Source organism: Clostridium pasteurianum (assembly GCF_001705235.1).
GTDB classification, from domain to species: Bacteria; Bacillota; Clostridia; order Clostridiales; family Clostridiaceae; genus Clostridium_S; species Clostridium_S pasteurianum_A.
This window is the reverse complement of the sequence record NZ_MCGV01000001.1, coordinates 2,575,532-2,595,722: the sequence shown is the minus strand read 5'-3', so window position 1 is coordinate 2,595,722 and position 20,191 is coordinate 2,575,532. Positions and strand designations below refer to the sequence as shown.

The 20,191-nt window shown below is 30.5% G+C and carries 19 protein-coding genes; 6 read left to right on the top strand and 13 right to left on the bottom strand.

What is annotated here, in order from left to right; genetic code table 11:
• Positions 1 to 124: 124 nt before the first annotated feature.
• Complete coding sequence (locus BEE63_RS11560) at positions 125 to 1,597, bottom strand: amino acid permease (protein ID WP_066021535.1); 1,473 nt, start codon at positions 1,595 to 1,597, stop codon at positions 125 to 127.
• A 116-nt stretch (positions 1,598 to 1,713) separates the two neighbouring features.
• On the opposite strand from BEE63_RS11560, the gene mmuM reads away from it, so the two are divergent.
• Positions 1,714 to 2,655, top strand: a complete 942-nt coding sequence (gene mmuM, locus BEE63_RS11555; RefSeq protein ID WP_066021534.1) for a homocysteine S-methyltransferase — start codon at positions 1,714 to 1,716, stop codon at positions 2,653 to 2,655.
• Between the two features lie 584 nt (positions 2,656 to 3,239).
• Here the strand turns inward: mmuM and BEE63_RS11550 are convergent.
• A complete protein-coding gene (locus BEE63_RS11550) occupies positions 3,240 to 3,851 on the bottom strand; it encodes a DUF3267 domain-containing protein (protein ID WP_066021533.1) in 612 nt (203 codons plus the stop codon).
• A 17-nt stretch (positions 3,852 to 3,868) separates the two neighbouring features.
• Positions 3,869 to 4,726: a LysR family transcriptional regulator gene (locus BEE63_RS11545; protein ID WP_066021532.1), complete on the bottom strand. Its 858-nt coding sequence runs from the start codon at positions 4,724 to 4,726 to the stop codon at positions 3,869 to 3,871.
• Positions 4,727 to 4,841: 115 nt separating this feature from the next.
• On the opposite strand from BEE63_RS11545, the gene BEE63_RS11540 reads away from it, so the two are divergent.
• On the top strand, positions 4,842 to 5,444 hold the full coding sequence (locus tag BEE63_RS11540; RefSeq protein ID WP_066021531.1) for a DJ-1/PfpI family protein: 603 nt from the start codon (positions 4,842 to 4,844) through the stop codon (positions 5,442 to 5,444).
• 14 nt (positions 5,445 to 5,458) lie between these two features.
• On the opposite strand, the gene BEE63_RS11535 is transcribed toward BEE63_RS11540, so the two are convergent.
• The 6 genes from BEE63_RS11535 to BEE63_RS11510 form a co-directional block, all read right to left on the bottom strand.
• Positions 5,459 to 6,106, bottom strand: coding sequence for a hypothetical protein (locus tag BEE63_RS11535; RefSeq protein WP_066021530.1), 648 nt, complete (start codon positions 6,104 to 6,106; stop codon positions 5,459 to 5,461).
• 121 nt (positions 6,107 to 6,227) lie between these two features.
• A complete protein-coding gene (locus tag BEE63_RS11530) occupies positions 6,228 to 8,336 on the bottom strand; it encodes a methyl-accepting chemotaxis protein (protein WP_066021529.1) in 2,109 nt (702 codons plus the stop codon).
• Between the two features lie 132 nt (positions 8,337 to 8,468).
• Positions 8,469 to 9,740 carry a ferredoxin reductase family protein gene (locus BEE63_RS11525; protein WP_066021528.1) on the bottom strand — a complete coding sequence of 424 codons (1,272 nt, stop codon included), beginning with the start codon at positions 9,738 to 9,740 and terminating at the stop codon, positions 8,469 to 8,471.
• Between the two features lies 1 nt (position 9,741).
• Positions 9,742 to 10,323: a CDP-alcohol phosphatidyltransferase family protein gene (locus tag BEE63_RS11520; protein WP_066021527.1), complete on the bottom strand. Its 582-nt coding sequence runs from the start codon at positions 10,321 to 10,323 to the stop codon at positions 9,742 to 9,744.
• A gap of 216 nt (positions 10,324 to 10,539) precedes the next feature.
• Positions 10,540 to 11,862, bottom strand: coding sequence for an MATE family efflux transporter (locus BEE63_RS11515; RefSeq protein ID WP_066021526.1), 1,323 nt, complete (start codon positions 11,860 to 11,862; stop codon positions 10,540 to 10,542).
• Between the two features lie 116 nt (positions 11,863 to 11,978).
• Entirely contained in the window at positions 11,979 to 14,198 is a 2,220-nt protein-coding gene (locus tag BEE63_RS11510; protein WP_066021525.1) for a HelD family protein, read from the bottom strand.
• 238 nt (positions 14,199 to 14,436) lie between these two features.
• Here BEE63_RS11510 and BEE63_RS11505 point away from each other — a divergent pair, with 238 nt between their 5' ends.
• A complete protein-coding gene (locus BEE63_RS11505) occupies positions 14,437 to 14,802 on the top strand; it encodes a VOC family protein (RefSeq protein ID WP_066021524.1) in 366 nt (121 codons plus the stop codon).
• 174 nt (positions 14,803 to 14,976) lie between these two features.
• Positions 14,977 to 15,357 (top strand): hypothetical protein, encoded by a 381-nt coding sequence (locus BEE63_RS11500; protein WP_066021523.1) that lies wholly within the window; start codon positions 14,977 to 14,979, stop codon positions 15,355 to 15,357.
• 59 nt (positions 15,358 to 15,416) lie between these two features.
• Here the strand turns inward: BEE63_RS11500 and BEE63_RS21695 are convergent, their stop codons facing one another.
• Positions 15,417 to 15,578 carry a hypothetical protein gene (locus BEE63_RS21695; RefSeq protein ID WP_157797111.1) on the bottom strand — a complete coding sequence of 54 codons (162 nt, stop codon included), beginning with the start codon at positions 15,576 to 15,578 and terminating at the stop codon, positions 15,417 to 15,419.
• Positions 15,579 to 15,593: 15 nt separating this feature from the next.
• Positions 15,594 to 15,998 carry a pyridoxamine 5'-phosphate oxidase family protein gene (locus tag BEE63_RS11495; protein ID WP_081312525.1) on the bottom strand — a complete coding sequence of 135 codons (405 nt, stop codon included), beginning with the start codon at positions 15,996 to 15,998 and terminating at the stop codon, positions 15,594 to 15,596.
• 155 nt (positions 15,999 to 16,153) lie between these two features.
• Here BEE63_RS11495 and BEE63_RS11490 point away from each other — a divergent pair, with 155 nt between their 5' ends.
• A complete protein-coding gene (locus BEE63_RS11490) occupies positions 16,154 to 16,576 on the top strand; it encodes a DUF2000 domain-containing protein (RefSeq protein ID WP_066021522.1) in 423 nt (140 codons plus the stop codon).
• A 7-nt stretch (positions 16,577 to 16,583) separates the two neighbouring features.
• On the opposite strand, the gene BEE63_RS11485 is transcribed toward BEE63_RS11490, so the two are convergent.
• Both BEE63_RS11485 and BEE63_RS11480 read right to left on the bottom strand, forming a co-directional pair.
• Positions 16,584 to 17,360 (bottom strand): AraC family transcriptional regulator, encoded by a 777-nt coding sequence (locus BEE63_RS11485; RefSeq protein ID WP_066021521.1) that lies wholly within the window; start codon positions 17,358 to 17,360, stop codon positions 16,584 to 16,586.
• Positions 17,361 to 17,410: 50 nt separating this feature from the next.
• The gene (locus BEE63_RS11480) at positions 17,411 to 17,965 is read right to left on the bottom strand and encodes a PadR family transcriptional regulator (protein ID WP_066021520.1); all 555 of its coding nucleotides are present in this window, start codon (positions 17,963 to 17,965) and stop codon (positions 17,411 to 17,413) included.
• Positions 17,966 to 18,155: 190 nt separating this feature from the next.
• Here BEE63_RS11480 and BEE63_RS11475 point away from each other — a divergent pair, with 190 nt between their 5' ends.
• On the top strand, positions 18,156 to 20,150 hold the full coding sequence (locus BEE63_RS11475; RefSeq protein ID WP_066021519.1) for an FAD-dependent oxidoreductase: 1,995 nt from the start codon (positions 18,156 to 18,158) through the stop codon (positions 20,148 to 20,150).
• The last annotated feature ends 41 nt before the right edge of the window (positions 20,151 to 20,191 follow it).

The following is a 20,191-nucleotide window of genomic DNA, read 5'->3' as shown; positions in this document are numbered from 1 at the left end:
CTAATTATTGTATTTTCCGTTCCTTAAACATATATCTCTACTTATAATAGCTTCACAAAAGGCATACTATATAAAAATAAAGTATGCCTTTAACTGAAATCTAAAATTGCAAAAATAAAACTTTTTATTTCTCTTTATATTCAAAATCACACTCTTCAAGTGGAACTATTTTTGTTTTCTTAACATACTTATATCCCAAATATAGAAGTATAAAAATAGGAATACAAATATAGTTAGTAATGAAATCGAACCAACTGAAGGTGTCTGCCTGAAATATCCATATATTAGCGCCAAATATTACTATAACACATAATATCATTGCTATTATAGGTCCATATGGATAAAACTTTGCTTTAAACTTTAAATCCTTTAAATCCCTGCCCTGAGCCAAATAAGCTTTTCTAAATCTGTAGTGGCAGATTGCTATTCCAAGCCATGCAAATAGTGCCGTTATACCAGAAGCATTATAAAGTACATAATATATCTTTCCATCACCAATTAAGGATGAAAAGAAAGCTGTACAAGCAACTATTGTAGTAACATACAGTGCATTCATAGGTACCCCATGCTTGTTTACTTTTGCTAAAAACTTAGGAGCTTTTTTCTCCTTTGCAAGGGAATACAGCATACGTGAAGATACATAAAGTCCTGAATTTCCACAAGAAAGCACAGAAGTTAAAATAACTGCATTCATAACACTTGCTGCAAAAGCAATTCCGGATTTAGCAAATACCATGGTAAATGGACTATAGGCTATATTATCCACTCCACTTTTAAGTAAATTTTTGTTATCAAAAGGGATTAAAAATCCTATTATTATAATTGCGAAAATATAAAATAATAAAATACGCCAAAAAACTGATTTAATTGCTTTAGGAACATTTTCTTCGGGATTTTCTGATTCACCAGCTGCAAGTCCAACTATTTCTGTTCCTGAAAACGAAAAACTAGCAACTAAAAATACATTTATGATTGCAGTTAACCCTCCAACAAAGGGCGCTTTCTTTCCACCTGCTCCTACTCTTACCCAGTTACTGAAGCCAGGTGAATTGTTTCCCATAATTCCAAATATCATAAGCACTCCAACTATTATAAATATAATAATTGTAACTACTTTAATTCCTGCAAACCAGTATTCACTTTCACCATAAACTCTAGCCGAAAAAATATTTAATGTAAAAATTATTACTAAAAATAATACACTCCACATAGTTGTGTTAGTATGTGGAAGCCAAAACTTTACTATTAATGATCCAGCAACTAATTCAGATGCTACACATATAGCCCAGCAGAACCAGTAATTCCATCCCAGTGTAAAACCAAGTGCAGGATCTACAAATCTTGTAGCATAGGTTTCAAAAGAGCCTGAGATTGGCAAAAGCGTTGACATTTCTCCAAGTGACATCATAAGCACATAAACAAGCATTCCAGTAATTACATATGCTAAAAGTGCTCCACCGGGACCTGCTGTACTAACTGAACTTCCACTTGCAAAGAAAAGCCCTGTTCCTATTGAACCACCTATGGCTATCATATTCATATGCCGTGCGGTCAAAGTTCTCTTAAGTTCACCATTTTGTTTATCTCTATTATCCATTCTTCCTCCTATGTAATACTTTTAATATATTCCTATTTTATATATTAGCATACTATTAAATTTATACAACATGCTATATAATGTTATCATAAATATAATAGATTGAGGTGCATTCAATGAATCCAATAAAAACTGTTTTAAAAGATTTCCCCGTAACCATTTTAGACGGGGCTCTGGCAACTGAACTTGAAAAAAGAGGCTGTAATATAAATGATTCTCTATGGTCAGCTAAAGTACTTGCAAAAAATCCTGAAATAATAGAAGCTGTACATTATGATTACTTTGTATCAGGTGCAGATTGTGCCATAACATCAAGCTATCAGGCTACAATTGATGGTTTTATGAATAAAGGCTACTCTAAGTCTGAAGCGGAGAGTCTCATAAAAAATTCAGTTAAAATTGCTAAACAAGCAAGAGATAAATTTTGGGAAGAGCCTTCAAATAGAATAAATAGACCAAAGCCCTTCATAGCAGGTTCAGTAGGCCCTTATGGTGCTTATCTTGCAGATGGCTCCGAGTACCGTGGTGATTATAAAATTACTGAAGAAGAATTAATGGAATTTCATAGACCTAGGATAAAACTTTTATTAGAAGCTGGAGCCGACATTCTAGCCTGTGAGACAATACCAAACTTAGCTGAAGCAAAGGCTATAACTAAGCTTCTTCAAGAATTTCCTGACGTTTACGCTTGGATAAGTTTTAGCTGTAAAAATGACTATGAAATAAGTGATGGTACACCAATTAAGGAATGTGCTGAATTTTTAAACTCCTGCACCCAAGTAGCTGCAATTGGAATGAATTGTACAGCTCCTAAATACATAAATTCACTTATAAAAGAAATTAAATCAGTATCAGATAAGCCTATAGTTGTCTACCCTAATTCCGGCGAAGAGTATGACGCTAAATCAAAAACCTGGCATGGAAATTCTTCAAGCGAAGCCTTCAGCTCAGCTGCAAAAGAATGGTTCCACAGCGGCGCTAAACTTATAGGCGGCTGCTGCAGAACAACCCCAGCTGACATTAAGGCAACATATGAAATTTTAAGGGCTGAGAAATAAATTACAATCATGCTTAGATATTTTAATTTGTCCGAGCATTTTTCAGCGAGTTATTGAAATGTCTTATGATTTTACCCTTTAGGCTCTAGAATCATTAAAATTCCGTAGGCAAGGAGGAATTTCCTCCTTGTTTCACCTTCTATGTGAAGTAACAGTATTGAAGGAACGATTTAAAAAAATTCTAATGAATATTATCATATACGAGGTTTGGGCTTTGCCCATTATCCTTCTTTACTTTAAATAGAAGCTCTCTCTTTATAAGAGATTTAGATAAGTTTTTAAATCGAAGTTATTAGTCGTAAGCATTAAGATAGTCTCTATTTTATATAAGAAGACAATTGATCTATTCCTAAATAAAATTCCGTAGGCACGAAGGAATTTCCTCCTTGTTTTACCCTCTATGTGAAGTAACAGTATTTTGGAAACGATTTAAATAAAATTCAATAAGTCTTGCCCCAAATCATAAAAAGACTTAGAAATTTTAATTTGTCTGAGCTTTTTTTCAGCGAGTTATTAAAATTTCTTAGTATTTTTATAATTTGGGGCTTAGACTTATGATTTTTATTTAATGTTTCAAAATACTGTTACTTCACAATAAAATATGTTTCAAACCCATTATTTATAATCATGCTATTTCTAGGAACTTGAGATATAATAATAAAGTTCAAAATATCTATAGAAGACCCTGCCGCATTTATAATAATAAAAATTGTAAAGAGAACATTTAGTCCCCCCAGAATGCCTAAAATCACTGGCATAATAACTGATATTATAAAAAATGGCATTATTGATATTATTATAAATCTTAATTTAGATATGATCTCTGTTGTAAAAATGAAACCACCATTAAAATTTATTCCCAAATAAATTTTGTCTGATTTCATAAAATTAGGCATAAAAACAGCATGCAACAATTCATGTATCAATGTAAGTAAGAATATTCCAACCATAAAATACATCAAATCAAATAAATTCAATGAAAAACTGAAAGACCTATTTGAAATAACTTTACTTATAGGATTATCAAACTTTAAAATAATTGACACAGTTATAATTATATTTAGTAACATTAGCGGTATTGACATAAATAAAGATGTACTTACTTTTTCTGGCTCTCTTAATTTCCTCCACCCACTATTTACTAATTTCTCAGATATTTTTTCATCGGTTTTGGGAATATTGAAAACAAATTTCACGCTGTATATCTCCTCCTTTATCTCCATTCTTTGCTATCATCTAATACTACTTGCATAAACTTCTGCATTGCTGGAAATATCTTTTTATTTTTATGATATATAAGCCATGTTGAATACTTTTCGAAATTTTTATGCAATTCAAATGTCTTTATGATTCCACTTTCCACTTCGTCCCTTATAGAATAAAGTGGCATTAAGGATAATCCTAAGCCATTTATTATGCATCTTTTAATTGCCTCTATGCTTGAAAGTTCAAGTGGATTAGTATATTTTATTCCTTCATACTTTAAGTACCTTTCAAAAGAAATTCTACAGCTGCATCTTTCTTCACTAAAAATTATACTATTATCCTCAATATTATGACTGCCAGATGCAATTACCATTTTCTCTTCCTTTAATTTTTTCACCACTAAATTATCATCAACAATATAAGGTTCAATAGTAAACACCAAATCGAATTCACCTGTATAAAGTCTTCTCCTTAAATCACTGCAAATAGAGTTTTTTAAAACAATATTTACTTTAGGAAATTGTTCTTTATATCTTTTTATAGCTTTATCCAATCTGTATATACATAAAGACTCTGAAGCTCCTATTACTATTTTTCCCTTGATTTGGTCTTTCTCAAAAGCAGCATTATTTATTTCATTGTATATTTTAAGCATTTCTCTTGCATATGGAAGAAGCTGTTTTCCAAAATCAGTCACTACTATTTTTTTCCCGAGGCGATCAAATAGTGGCTGGCCTAATTCATCCTCCAACTTTTGAACGTGTGCTGTTATCGTAGACTGAGCATATCCTAGATGGTCTGCTGCCTTCGTAAAACCGTTTTTATCTACCACCGTCACAAATGTCTGCAAATGCCTTATCTCCACAATAATTCATCTCCTGTACTTTTATATTATCATAAATCGTGATTGTTTTGTTCAGTTATTTCAATTTTACTAATGTAAATTATACCATTATACTCATAACTAGAGGTGATTAATTATGAAAAAAATATTATTACTTTTAGCTAATGGTTTTGAAGCTGTTGAAGCAAGCGTATTTACAGATGTTTTAGGCTGGAATAGATTTGAAGGTGATGGCAGTACTTTAGTCGTAACTGCTGGAAGCCATGATAAAATAAAATGTACCTGGAACTTCACAGTTATTCCCGAAATAAATATAAAAGACGTTAAAGTTGATGATTTTGATGCACTTGCAATTCCCGGCGGTTTTGAGCAAGCAGACTTTTATGACGATGCCTACAGTGAAGATTTTTTAAACCTAATAAGAGAATTTGATTTGAAGAACAAAATTATAGCTTCAATATGTGTAGCTGCCCTTCCTCTTGGTAAGAGCGGAATATTAAAAGGTAGGACTGCTACCACCTATAATTTAAATGATAGATTAAGGCAAAAACAGCTATCTGAATTTGGAGCAAATGTCCTTAAAGACGAGCCTATTGTCATAGATAAAAACATAATAACTTCCTACAATCCATCAACCGCTTTTGATGTTGCTTTTGCCCTTTTAGAAATGCTTACTTCTAGTGAAAACTGTATGAAAGTTAAGAATCTAATGGGATTCAATAATAGTACTAAAAAATAGTTTGCATAAAGTTATTACAAAACTTCTATTTCCTTCAGATTTTTAACTTCACAATTTTCAATTGGAATACTGCTCAGTAATTCAACTGCTCCCTTGAAATTATCTATAAGATTGAGTTTATTTTCTTCAAGTATGTGTTCAAGGGAGTAATTTTCCCAATTAACCCACCTTGCATATCTACTGCATTCACTGACATAATCATTAAATTCATTATGCTTTTTTAGTTTCTTTTTAATATCATCACATACAAAAAAATTGCAGACATAGCTTCTGTACTGTTGTGGTAAAGTGCACCCCTCCCTAGATTTTACAAATGGACACAATCTAAAAAATATGGATTTATCCTTAACATCATTTTCATAACATTCTTCAGTATCAAGATATTTTTTTAAGCCTATCTTATCGAAATATCCTTTTACGTGAATATAATAATTGTAAATTTTAGCTGTTTTAATGCTGCATATATAACTTAATATTTTACGCCCAACATTACTTCTAGACATCTTGTGAACTTCAAATAGAGTAAATTTAGGGAAATACCAGCAGCACCCCCTGTTCTTTACCTTACACATGCTCTTTCCGTAAGTACTTGTGCAATGTCTACATGCGGTACATACATACTGCGGAGTTCCATCATACAATTTCAAACAAATTCTATCCATATATTAAGCCTTCTTTGTAATTATAAATTTTCATCTTATTTTATATATTACCCATAATACTAAAATAGCTTTGTTCTAAATAAATGAAAATTTAAATACCTACTTAAAACAAAGCTTTTATCTAAAGTTTAAATTTTTTAATCATATCATTAAGTTCCAATGCCATTTTAGCCTGAGATTGTGCCGCCTCTGCAATTTGGTCAATTCCTTTTGATGCTTCATCTATATTGCTATCTATGCTTACCATATTTTCAGAAGAATTTTGTGCAAGCGAGGAAGTATTTTGTACTGCACCACTTACCTGATCAATCGTAGTATTTAGTTCTTCTGACATAGCATTAATTTTAAGAGACATAGCATTTATAAAATCTGCATCCTTATAATAATTATTGCCCATTTTATTTAATTCTGTCAATTGATTGGACACATCATGCTGTATAAACGCAAGTATTTCTTGACTATTATTAGACATATCTTCAAATGCGCTTTGAACTTTTTGAGTTACATTCTTAATATTTGTAGCCGCATTAGATGATTTTTCTGCAAGTTCTCTAACTTCATCAGCAACTACTGAAAAACCTTTTCCAGCCTCTCCAGCTCTAGCTGCTTCTATGGATGCATTTAGAGCAAGTAAATTAGTTTGTTCTGATATATCTGCTATAATATCTGTCATTGAATTAATTTCTTCAACTACTTTTCCCTTTTCAATTGATGCCAAAATCTTTTGTTTTTTATCCTTGTATATATTATTTATTTTTTCTCCTGTACTATTAACTTTACTTTGAACCTCCGAGGCTCTTTTTTTAGCATCCTCTGAATTATTTTTCCCTTCAGCAGCTTTATTTGATAACTCACTTATATAAGAATCTATTTCTTCAACTGATGCTGTAATTTCCTCAGATGAGGAGCTTGTACTCATTATTTCATCAGATGTTTTTTTAGATTTATTATCTATCTCCTGAAACTTCGCTGATATCTCCTGCACCGTAGCAGAAAGCTCTTCACTTGAGGCACTCAAATTCTCTGACGAGCTTGATATTTTTTTTACCATATTTATTAATTGCTTCTTCATTTCCATAAATGATTTAACTAAAATTCCTATTTCATCTTTATAATTTAAAAGAAAATCATAATGACTGTCTTCAGTTAAGTCCAAAGATGCTGCTTTATTCACAAAATCCGTAGTTGCAATAATAGGCCTAGCTATAACTTTACCTATACTTATGGCAACAAATACACTTATAAGCGATATAACAATTAATACTACAATAATGTATGCCTTCAAACTTGAAAACTGCTTCAATATATCACTTAAAGGAACATCTACAACCATTATATTCCCATTCTTTAGTTTGCTATACGCTAACACCCTATCTACATTATCTACCTTACAATCTACAGAACCGTTTTCATTTGTTAGCATCTTATCTGCCACTGTTTTTAATGAGCCATTATCAATCTTTTTTAGACTATCCTTAGAAGTATATTTTTTGTGAACCATAAAATTAAACTTATCATTAACTAAAAATGCATATCCATTATCATATGCCCTTACATTATTTATCATTTTCATGTAATCATTGAAATATAAATCTATTGCTAGTACTGCTACTACTTTACCATCCTTTAAAATAGGCATTGTATATGAAATTCTCATATCGCTTTTATTAGAATTTGAATTTTTTGAAGCATCATAATGTGGATCACTCCAAACAGATTTCATGGAATTTAGTGGGTTATAATACCATGACATACTTTTATTGCTTTCGTCAAAATCACTTATTGCAAATTTGTTTACTTTATTTAGCTCACCACTTTGACCTACCTTTTCATAGCAAATCTGATATAAATCTTTTGTTATTTTAGGATTCATTATTAATGTAACTCCTAAAACCTTTTTATTAAGTGCCATACTTTTTAGATATGCATCCATTGATTGAGTGTACTCTGCTGCATAATTTGCATCACTTTGTGCTCTATTTTCATCAAAAGTAGAGCCTATCAAATTATTAATGTTATTTGCGGAATTCTCCGTGTTTGAAAGTAATAAATTCACTTCATCAGATTTGTTTTTCGACATTTCTACCAATTTACCTTCGGCCTGATTTTTAACTAACTTAGTTGCCTCTTTAGTACAAACTATTCCAGTAATCAGGGCTGAAAGTATAGTACAGAGTACTATTGGCAGAATTATCTTATAACTTATGTGGGATCTTATTTTGCTAATCATTAACGTCATTGCCTCCATTGTTTTGTTTTATTTTTACTTTATATTACTATTATCGTAAAAAATAAAAAAAATATCAACATATATATGTATTGTTGATATTTTAATTCTTAAGGCAAATTATTACATAAGATTTTATTTAAATTGAAAATGTTCATAGTGAAACTCTTTTATTACAAAATCGCTATTTTCAAACTGGCTTATTAAAGCATCTCTCATAGGCTTTGGTCCACAGAAATATACATCAAGGGGTTCCTTAGTTTTTATAAACCTTCCAATTTTATCTACAGTCAAAAATCCTTGTTTTTTTGAATTAACTAAGTGAAGTTTTACACCATTACCTACTGCTAGTTTTTCTAACTCATCTGTATATGCTCCCTCTTTATCATCATTAAAAGCATAAAAGAAATCAATTGAATAATCTTCTGGCACATCACTCTGCATAAAACTCCTAAATGGCGTTACACCAATCCCTCCTGCAATCCATATTTGATTTTTTCCGCCTTCTCTATAATCAAATTTACCATGAGGCCCCTCAGCAGAAAATTTATCTCCAGTCTTCAGTGTTTTAAATAAATCTTTCGTGTGATCTCCTAATCCTTTAATCGTAAATTGTATTTCACCATCTTTAGGAGCTTCACTTATTGTAAATGGATGGGATGGGAATTTATTTTTATTATCTTTAGTTTTAATAAATGCAAATTGTCCAGGTTTAAAATCCATACTTCTTCCAACCGTTGCCCCTGTAATTTCAAGAGTACCATCTGCAACAAAATTTAAATTTTTAACTGTAAAATCATATTTAAATGCAACCTTTTCATAAAGAAATATACTGTAAAAAGCCGACATAATCCCTATTAAATTTATTATATTCATCCACGCAGCAAAACCAGTAAAGGAAAATACAGCATAGTCCGAAGTAAAATAATAATGATAAATTCCAAAAGCATACGCAACAATCATAAGCTTATGGATGTTTTTCCATCTCTCATAATTAAGCTTTTTGGCAACTATTGCTGTAATTATTAAAATTACAAATAGATATAAGCTAAGGCTCCCCATTAATGCGCCAACTTTATCATAATGGACTTTAATTCCTCCCATTTTCCCAATTCTTTTTCCTATACTTATAGTTAAATCATGAATTAAGAGTATAACAAGCACTGAAATACTCAAATATCTATGATAAATATAAGATTTATCAATCCCATGAAAAATTTTGTCTAAAATTTTACTCCTAGTTGATATAAAATTTATTAAAGCAAATCCAACCAAAGCTATTGATGCTAATAATTCTGAGTATTGGCTTAAAAGTGAAATATTCCTTGTAGGTTTTACAAATAGCCATAGTGCTAGGGTTACTAATATACTAAAAATAATAATTAAATTTCCATACTTTTTTCTCATTTTAAATCTCCTCCTGAGCTTGTCTTGAATTTATAAGTGTAATACAACCCTTTATTCTGCTATATGATGAATAAAGCCCTGCTATAAGAATCGCATATAAAATTCCGCTTATTATGTGTCCCAAATTATCAATATTAAAGCAGTGCAGAAAACATATTACCCCGGGAATAATAAAAAATATTGCAGATACGGTTCTTCCTACCCTGTCAAAAACAAATGGATGCTTGGATACTTTATCGAATTTTCTAATTAATTTAGAAGTACTTATGAACTCTAAGAATTTCATTATTATAAATATCAGAAACCAAAGAGGTAAAAGTCCCAAAATTACTAATATACTATATGATGTAACTATATAAAACAAATCAGCCGATACGTCCAGTTTCGCTCCTAACTTAGATGTTACTTTAAATTTTCTAGCCAGTTTTCCATCCATTAGATCTGAAATACAAATGGCTAAAAGTACAATTATTGAATACATTTGACCTCTTTGTTCCTGCAAAATACAGTATAAAAAAACAAACACCAAAATTATTCTCATAACAGTAATGCCATTAGGCAAAACTTTAATTAATCTTCTCATATTTATCTCCCAAATAAATTAACTATTTTTCTATATTTTTATTTTACTGCTTTAATTTTAATATAAGCTTAAAAGTTCCTTAGAATTCGCTGAGAAAAAAGTAAACAAATTATTACATATACTGTATTAGTTAGCTTTGCTTTAAATACTAATTTAGCCATGTATCAGAATTCTGATACATGGCTAAATTAAATTTCACTAATAAGTCACAACTTATCAGTTAATTCTTATGTCCTTTATAAAAAATGGTATTTCATAGGCAAGCATTACTACCCATCCTCCAAAGCAGCTTAAGGCAATTCCTACCATGCCAATTTTAGGTGCAAGTATGTACGCTAAACTTACTCTCCCAAGCATCTGCATAAAAGTCGATCTTAATGTGATTTTCATATTTCCAACGCCTCTAAAATATCCCTGAATACCGTTTGTCCAACCTGGCATTACATAAAAAACAGCCATGAGACATAAATAATTTATTCCAAGTGTTATAACTTTAATTTCGCTGCCCTTAACAAACAATCTAATTATATGAGGTGCTCCAAAATAAACTACTATGGCAAGCATAACCCAATATGCCATTTCTATTTTCATACCCTCTGAAAAGCCTTTTTTTATACGTTCCTTCCTTTTGGCTCCTCTATTTTGTGCTATAAAAGTTGTCATTGCATTACTTATATTTTGCTGTGGTGCAAATGCAAAGTCGTCCACCTTATTTACTGCATTAAAGGCAGCAATGGTATCCACGCCAAGTGTATTTACAACTCCCTGTATAAGAAATTTTCCCACATACAAGCATGTCTGCTGCATTGCAGTTACCCAGCTGTAATTTACTGTTATCTTTAAAAGGCTCCTATCTAACTTCATTTCTTTAAGTGAAAATTGCAAAATAGGTATTCTCTTGTAAACATAAACTATACAAAATATAGCTGACATCATTTCAGCTGTAGCTGTCGCCATTGCTGAACCTAAAACTCCCATTTTTAAAAACACTACAAAAATAATATCCATAATTACATTTAAAACAGCGGACACTGCTAAAAAAATAAGTGGATTTCTAGAATCTCCAATACTTCTTAAAGCTGAAGCATATATATTGTACAAAAATGTAAAAATGAGACTTAAAAATATAACTCTAAGATATAAAGAGGTTTGTCCCATAATTTCTTCCGGAGTTCGTATTAAACTAAGTATCGGCTTTGTAAAAGTAACACATAAAATAATCATGGTAACTGTAAATATAAAACCAGCAACTAAAGTTGTACTAACTTCTCTTCTTAACTTCTTTATATCTCCTGCTCCAAAGTACTCACTCATAAGAACAGAAGCTCCTAAGCATATTCCATTTATAAAAAATATTACTATATTCATAATTGGACTAGCAGTTCCAACCGCCGCCAGAGCATTTTTCCCAACAAATCGCCCTACAATGATTGAATCTGCTGCATTATAGGTGAGTTGAAATATATTACTTAAAACTAGTGGTACAGCAAATCTTACTAGATGCTTTGATATATTTCCTTTTGTCATATCTGTAGCCAAATTTATTCACCCCAATTCTTTATTGCACACGATACCATTCGCTTATCTAAGTATATACCCGTTTATACTCAAATAAAAGCTACTATTAAGGCCATATTAAGAAATTAAAGCTTATATTACTTAATAAATTTACTTCTATTCCCTGTATAATATAATTCTAATCTATGGAGTGCTCTAGTACATGATATATATATAAGTTTTCTGTCAAACTCAGTTTTATAATTGTTTTCAGAAACATCATATAAAATTACCACATCGAATTCTAATCCCTTTGATAAATGAGCTGCTACTACTACCGGCACCTCATTAAATTCCATATCGGCATTATCTAATACTTCCACCTTTATAAACTTTTTTAGGTTTTCTTTAATTACTTTTGCAGCTTTAATTGTCTTGCAAATTATTGCAATAGTTTCGTATCCTTCACTATAAAATTTTTTAATTTCTTCTGCAATAGCCTCATCCATAAGACCAAGATTTTCTTCATAAATAACTTTTGGTTTTTGCTCATGTCTTTCAAATGGTTCTATGGTTGCATTACTATCTAATATTCTTTTAGAAAATTCATTAATTTCAAGTGAACTTCTATAACTCTTATTAAGAAAAATTTTTGCGGATTTTTTCTTATTCAATATTTTCTGAACTGTATTATAAATACTTACATCCCCACTTTTTTCAAGGGTTTGATTAAAATCTCCGAGTATTGTGTATCTAGCATTTTTAAATAAGCTTTTAAACACCTCATATTGAATTGGATAATAATCTTGAGCCTCATCAATAACTACTTGCTTAATTCCTTCAAAGTTATTATTACCTTCAAGCTTTATTTTTAAATATAAAAGAGGAGCACAATCCTCATATGAAATTTTTTTGTTTCTGATATTATCTTTAGTTCTTTCAATTATATATTCTATATTCTCTGGTAATTGTATACCCTTTGATAGTCTCATAAAAAGTTCTTCATTCTCAAAAATCAATTTATATAAATCAAAGTAATCTATTTCTGTAAAGCTCTTTAAATTCTTTGAAAATACTCTTGCTTCTCTAATAGCAAGAAGTCTACTGAAGCTTTTTATCTCTAAGGGATGATTGCCAGCTTTTGCTACAACCTTTTCAATTTTAGCAAGCCTTACCTTTCTTAGAGAATGCACCTTATTAAATATCATATTTTCAATTCTTTTTAAACGTTTTGTCACTGGCATATTCGTTTTATTGTTCAAGAAAAAATTTTCAAGCTGATCCTTTGTTTCAATTATTTTTCCATCATAATATACATCCTTAAATTGAATATATGAACGTTCAGCATACTTTATCAATTTATCCATTAATTTCACAAAATCTTGTGAGCCTTTAAATTTTACTCCTTCAAGCTTTACATTATACTCTCTACATCCCTGGGAAGAAATTATATTATCTAATTGTTCATGTCTTTTTTCAATTAAAAATCTTTTTTCTAAAAGTTTATCTGCAATATCGTCAAAAGTTATTTCTCTAACACTTTTTTCTCCTAGTTCTGGTAAAACACTAGAAATGTATTTTCCAAATATTACATTAGGCGAAATTATAATTACATCATTGTTTGTAATTCTGTTTTCTAACCCTTCGTACAGTAAATATGCGATCCTATGCAGCGCTATGGATGTTTTTCCACTTCCTACAACACCCTGTATTATTAAAAGTTCATTTTCTGTATCTCTTATAGCTACATCTTGATCTTTTTGTATAGTTTGTATTATACTCCTCATGTTAGAAGATGAATTTTGGCTTAAAACCTCTTGAAGAATTTTATCGCCTATAAACACATTGCTATCAAAATAATAATTAAGTTTTGAATTTTGAATTTTATATTGACGCTTTAAAAGTACATCTCCAGAAATTGTTCCAACTGGAGATACATAGCTGCCCTTGCCATTTTCACATCGATAAAATATGCTGCAAATTGGAGCACGCCAATCGTATACAAGAATTTCATCATTCTCATCATCCATTAAACTGTAAGCTCCTACATAAATTTTTTCTAAATCTTCAGAGTCTTTTTCTAAAAAATCAAACCTTCCAAAGTACGGTGATTTTATCATCTTCTTGTACTTATTTATTTTATTTTTTCTTGAAATGTAATCTACAGTCTCTTTATTAACTTCAGATAAATACTGATTCATCTCTGGTATCCTATCAAAATCATCTGAGAAATGCACATTTTCCTGCCACATTTCTTTTCTCGAAGATATTACGTTCTTTATTTTAAATTTAATTTCCTTTTCTTCATTTTTCAAATTTTTATTAATAATATCAATAGTTTTCTGAAGGTATTGCAATTCTTCTCCTTCACTTTTCACTTAACATCACTCTCCTGTATTTTTTTAATCACTTGACACATTGCTCTAAACTATGATATAATTATTGCATAATTTAGAATTAATGATATACTTGTTTGTATTGTGCCAATTTTTAATTATACCTTAATAATAGCAGTAAGTAAACTATTTTAGTCTAATATAAAAAGGAAGTTTCATGTATTTTGAAATTTCCTTTTTTTGAATATTAAAATTTTTATCTAAAAAGGAGCCTTACTATATGAATCTATCCTTTGAAATAAACTCACTTTACATATGTGTAAAAGATATGAACAGAGCCATTGATTTTTATGAAAAATTATTAGGACAAGCTGTCACTGAAAGAAATGATATATACAGTGTTTTTGATATTAATGGATTCAGATACGGATTATTTGCAAATTACAAAACAGGTGAGAAAAAAAACTTTGGTAACAATTGCCTTCCAAGTTTTACTGTAAATGATATTGATTTAATTGAGGAAAAACTTAAGGAATTAAATTGTCCAATCGTCTTTCCTCTTACAAAAATAGGTACAAATTCAGTTCTAGAATTTACAGATAGTGAAGGGAATGATATTGAAATCACTTGTCCTATAGAAAACTAATTTTGTCATAAATACTCTCCTTGATATAATATCATTTTCAATATCTCCAAAGGAATTAAATATTACCTATGTATGAAGAAGTTACTCAACATAGATTATATATAATTGGTTATGCTATTAAGGAACCGAGCTATTGAGTTCAATTTGATAATATAAAAAGGGAGAGAGCAAAACATGAATAAAACTTTTAGTAGTTCAAAAAAATTTAGTTCTAAAGCTGGTAATACATCATCAGCAAGCAGTGCTTTTTCAAATAGTGCCGCAGATCCTAATTTACAAGAAGCAAAAAAATTGAATTCTGAAGCCGCTGCAAAAAAATCAATGAGTGGAAGCAGTTCTTCATCTAGTTTTTCAAATAGCACTCAAGATGCCGATTTACAGCAAGCAAGACAATTAAACGCTGAATCTAGAGCAAAAGATGCACCAATAGGTTCTGCTGGCATGAGCGGTACTTTTTCTAATATGGCTGGTTATTCAGGTAGTTCTTCTGACAGTTCTTTAAGTGAAACAAAAAAATTAAATCAGAAGTCTCGTAGTAATAAAACTAGCAGATAGTTTTTACTATATAAACTTTTCATTTGTGGGGGTACAAATTGTTATTTGTATCCTCACTGCTATATAGAAAACCAGTAGCTTATGATTTCATTTTCCCTAAATCCTCTTTTTCTATACATATCAAGAGCTATTTTATTTTTCGTTATAACAAGCAATCTTATATTATCCACATTTTCTGAGTTTAAAAAAGAAGCAGCTCTGCTAACGCTGCTTCTTCTCATATATTTTGCTATTTCTTAAAATTTTACTACCTCAAAAGGTTCATATCCCTTACTTATCTTAAGCTCTCCATGTTCTATGTAGAAGAGTTCCAATATAGGGTTTGATGCACTCTTATACATTCCTTGAACTTCCTTACTTATTTTCGAAAAAACTTCTTCTTTTTCTTTTGCATCTGTAATAAATAATGCTTTTCCTGAAATTCTAATATTATAACCATTACTTACCCCAGCAAAAGCAACATTGTTATTTACCTGCATTTGCTTATACACATTTTTTGTATTATTAGTTCCGAAATAAAATTTATTTCCTTCAGCATACTGAAACTGCCATCCTCTAACTTCTAGCTGTTCTCCATTTGCTGTAGCAAAATATCCTGTAGTTCCAGGTTTTAAGACTTCTTTAACTTTTTCTATATTCATATTCAATCGCTCCTTTATTAAATTACTTTGACATCAAACTAATTATACAGCAAATAAACTTTGATGTCAAAGTATTTTTGCGTAAAAAGCAATTTTTTACTATATAAACTTTTATATGCATATTATAATTTTAAAAAACACAGGAGGTTCTTAAAATGAATTACGAAAATACTAAATGTATCATAATTATTGATAAAAACTTACCTATCGGCATGATAGCTAACACAGCTGCAATTTTAGGCTGCAGCCTTAACCACTATATAAAAGACATAGTAGGAAGTGAGGTTACAGATAAAAGCAATATAATCCATAAAGGAGTAATAAATATTCCATTGCCAATACTTGAAGCAGAAAGCGATAAAATAAAAAACATTTATACAACTTGCATTAAAGAATATAATGATAAACTTACTGTAATAGGTTTTAATGATGTAGCTCAAAAGTGTAAAGATTATGATGACTACATGAAAAAATTATCACATACAGAATTTGATGCTCTAAATTATTTTGGAATATGCATCTATGGAGACAAAAAAGCCATCAATAAAATGACAGGTTCTCTGCGGACTCTGAAATAAAAATGTCTTAAATGCATCTTTTATATTCCATTGGTGTGACACCAGTATATTCCTTAAAATATCTTGTAAAATGGCTTTGATCATAAAATCCACTCTCGAGAGCTATATCTGTAAAATCCTTATTGTGTTTAAGCAGCTTTTTAGCATAATTTATTCTGAGGTTTATCATATATTGATGTGGAGACAAGCCATAGTATTGTTCAAATCTTCTTATGAGATAATATTTACTTACATTAGCTTTTTTAGATAAATCATTGAGTTTTAAATCACTTAAATAATTATCTTTTAAATATTTTTTAACTTCCTTAATCCTCGAGATTTTTGGAAGTTTTTTATAATTTAATTCTGAGTGATTAAACATTGAAATGTATTTTATAAGACTGCATTCGCTTTCCATACTCATTTCGTTTTTTTCAATTTCACTAAATAATCTGTCTATTTTCAAAAATATATTTTCATCCAAATTCACATATGAAAACTCAATATTCTCAAAACTAAATTCTTCCTTAAACCATTCTTTATCAACATAAAACATAGTAAACTCCCAATTATTATAATCATGTGGAGTACACTTATGGGGCATGTTATCTGGGATCATCAAAAGAGTGCCAGATCTAACTTCATAATTCTTATCATATATTTCAGTTTTAGAGCATCCTCTATTAACAAACCCAATAGATATTTCATTGTGAAAATGCATTTTACAAGAATGAATTGTATTATAACACTTTTTCACTTCTATATTTCCACCTGAACCATTCATAAAATATCTGATTCCCTGCATACTAGTCCTCCCAAAATAATTAAGATTATATTCCTTATCAGTTGCATATATTATTCCATCCTTTTTACTATTTTATCTATGCAATCTTTTAACCACTCAACATAGGCCCTTTCCCTTATAATGGCACCATTTAAGACAATATAATCTCCAAATTCAGGTGACCCTAATTTAAATGTATCTTCTTGCTTCAAAAACTTATCCATACTTTTTTGTAGATAGTCTAATCTCTTAAAATGTTTATCTAATGCACTCTTAAATTGTTTCATCATAGTGGCGCTATCCATTTCATCGCAAAAATAAGCTTTAAGTCTAAAAACATCTTTAGGTGTAGCCTCTAATGGACCATCTTCCTTTAGCCAATTTTGAAAACATTGTTTTCCCTTATCTGTTATTGTATATAATTTTTTTTCTAATTTTTCACCTTGTATAACAATTTTATATGAAATTAGCTTTTCATCTGTTAGCTTTTTTAATTCAGGATAAATCTGACTATGTCTAGCGTACCAAAATTCTACTAACCCAGAATTAAATTCCTTAGTTATATCATAGCCTGTAATCGGCTTTCTATTTATTAAACCTAAAATCGCATACTTTAAATTTCTCATGTATTAGCACCTCATTCTTTTTCTGTTATTATTTTATCATTTTCTAATATAAAGTGAAATATAATTATGAATACTTGTACATGTAAATGTTGACATGTTTAATTGAAAAATATTATAATGTAATTGAAAGCACATTTGCTGTTATATAATACTCAAATATTGCTTATCATGCTAATTAGGAGGGTGATTTATGAACAAGTATAAAAAGTTATTTGAGCCAATTAAAATTGGAAAATGTGAAATAAAAAATCGTTTTGCATTAGCTCCAATGGGGCCACTTGGTTTAGCTGATGCTGAAGGTGGCTTTAATCAAAGAGGAATCGATTATTATACTGAAAGAGCAAAAGGCGGTACAGGCTTAATTGTTACAGGAGTTACTTTTGTAGATAATGAAGTTGAAGAACACGGTATGCCAAATTGCCCATGTCCTACACACAATCCAGTTCAATTTGTTAGAACTGCAAAAGAAATGACTGAAAGAATACATGCATATAATGCAAAAGTTTTCCTACAAATGTCAGGTGGATTTGGTAGAGTTACTATCCCAACTAATCTTGGAGAATTTCCTCCAGTTGCACCATCAGCAATTCAACATAGATGGCTTGATAAAATTTGCCGTGCGCTTACAGTAGATGAAATAAAATCTATAGTTAAGAAATTTGGAGATGGAGCCTTTAATGCAAAAAGAGCAGGTTTTGATGGAGTTCAAATTCATGCTGTACATGAAGGATATCTTATAGATCAATTTGCAATTTCATTATTTAATCATAGAACTGATGAATATGGTGGAAGCTTAGAAAATAGACTTCGCTTTGCACGTGAAATAGTTGAAGAAATAAAGAAAAGATGTGGAGATGACTTCCCAGTAACACTTAGATATTCACCAAAGAGCTTTATTAAAGAGCTTAGAGATGGAGCACTTCCAGGTGAAGAATTCGTTGAAAAAGGAAGAGATCTTGACGAAGGAGTCGAGGCCGCAAAATTACTTGTGTCTTATGGCTACGATGCATTAGATGTAGATGTTGGATGCTACGATGCATGGTGGTGGAATCATCCGCCAATGTACCAAAAGAAAGGACTTTACAGACCATATGCTAAGTTAATGAAGGAAACTGTAAATGTACCTATCATATGTGCAGGAAGAATGGACAATCCGGATATGGCAGCCCAAGCTGTTGAAGATGGAACTTGTGATGTAATAGCACTTGGAAGACCATTACTTGCAGATCCTGATTACGTAAATAAATTAAGAAGTAACAAATGTAAATCAATAAGACCTTGTATATCCTGCCAAGAAGGATGTATGGGACGTGTTCAACATTATTCAATGCTTAATTGTGCAGTTAACCCACAAGCTTGTAAAGAAAGAGCTAATGCACTTAATCCAATAATTAAAAAGAAAAAAGTATTAATAGTTGGAGGCGGTGTTGCAGGCTGTGAAGCTGCAAGAGTTCTAGCACTTAGAGGACATGAACCAGTTCTTTATGAAAAGAATGATAGACTAGGCGGAAACCTAATTCCTGGTGGAGCACCAAGCTTTAAAGAGGATGATATAGCTTTAGCTAATTGGTATGCTTATACATTAGAAGAATTGAATGTTGAAGTTCACTTAAATAGTAAAGTTACAAAAGAACAAATTTTAAGTTCTAACTTTGACAGTGTAATAATTGCCACTGGTTCAACTCCAAAAGTATTCCCTCTTGGAGATGATAATAAAGTATTTACAGCAGCAGACGTATTACTAGGAAAGAAAGACTGCGGAAATACAACAGTTATAGTTGGCGGTGGTCTAGTTGGCTGTGAACTTGCATTACATCTTGCTGAAAAAGGCAAAAAAGTAACAATTGTTGAAGCTTTAAGTAAAATTCTAGCTCTAAATGGACCTTTATGTTCTGCAAACAGTGACATGCTTGAAAAATTAATACCTTTCAAGGGTATAGAAGTAAAAGCAAATTCAAAGGTAAAAGAATATAAAGACGGATTCCTTAAAATGGAAACAGAAAACGGAATAGAAGAACTTCAATGTGACTCAGTAATACTTTCAGTAGGTTACAAAGAAGAAAATTCATTATACAAAGAATTAGAATTTGAAGTACCAGAGATATACATTCTAGGAGATGCACGTAAAGTATCTAACATAATGTACGGTATCTGGGATGCCTTCGAAGTAGCAAACCATATATAAAATTATAAGTAATAAATAAGAAGAGTTTAAGTTTTCAAAAT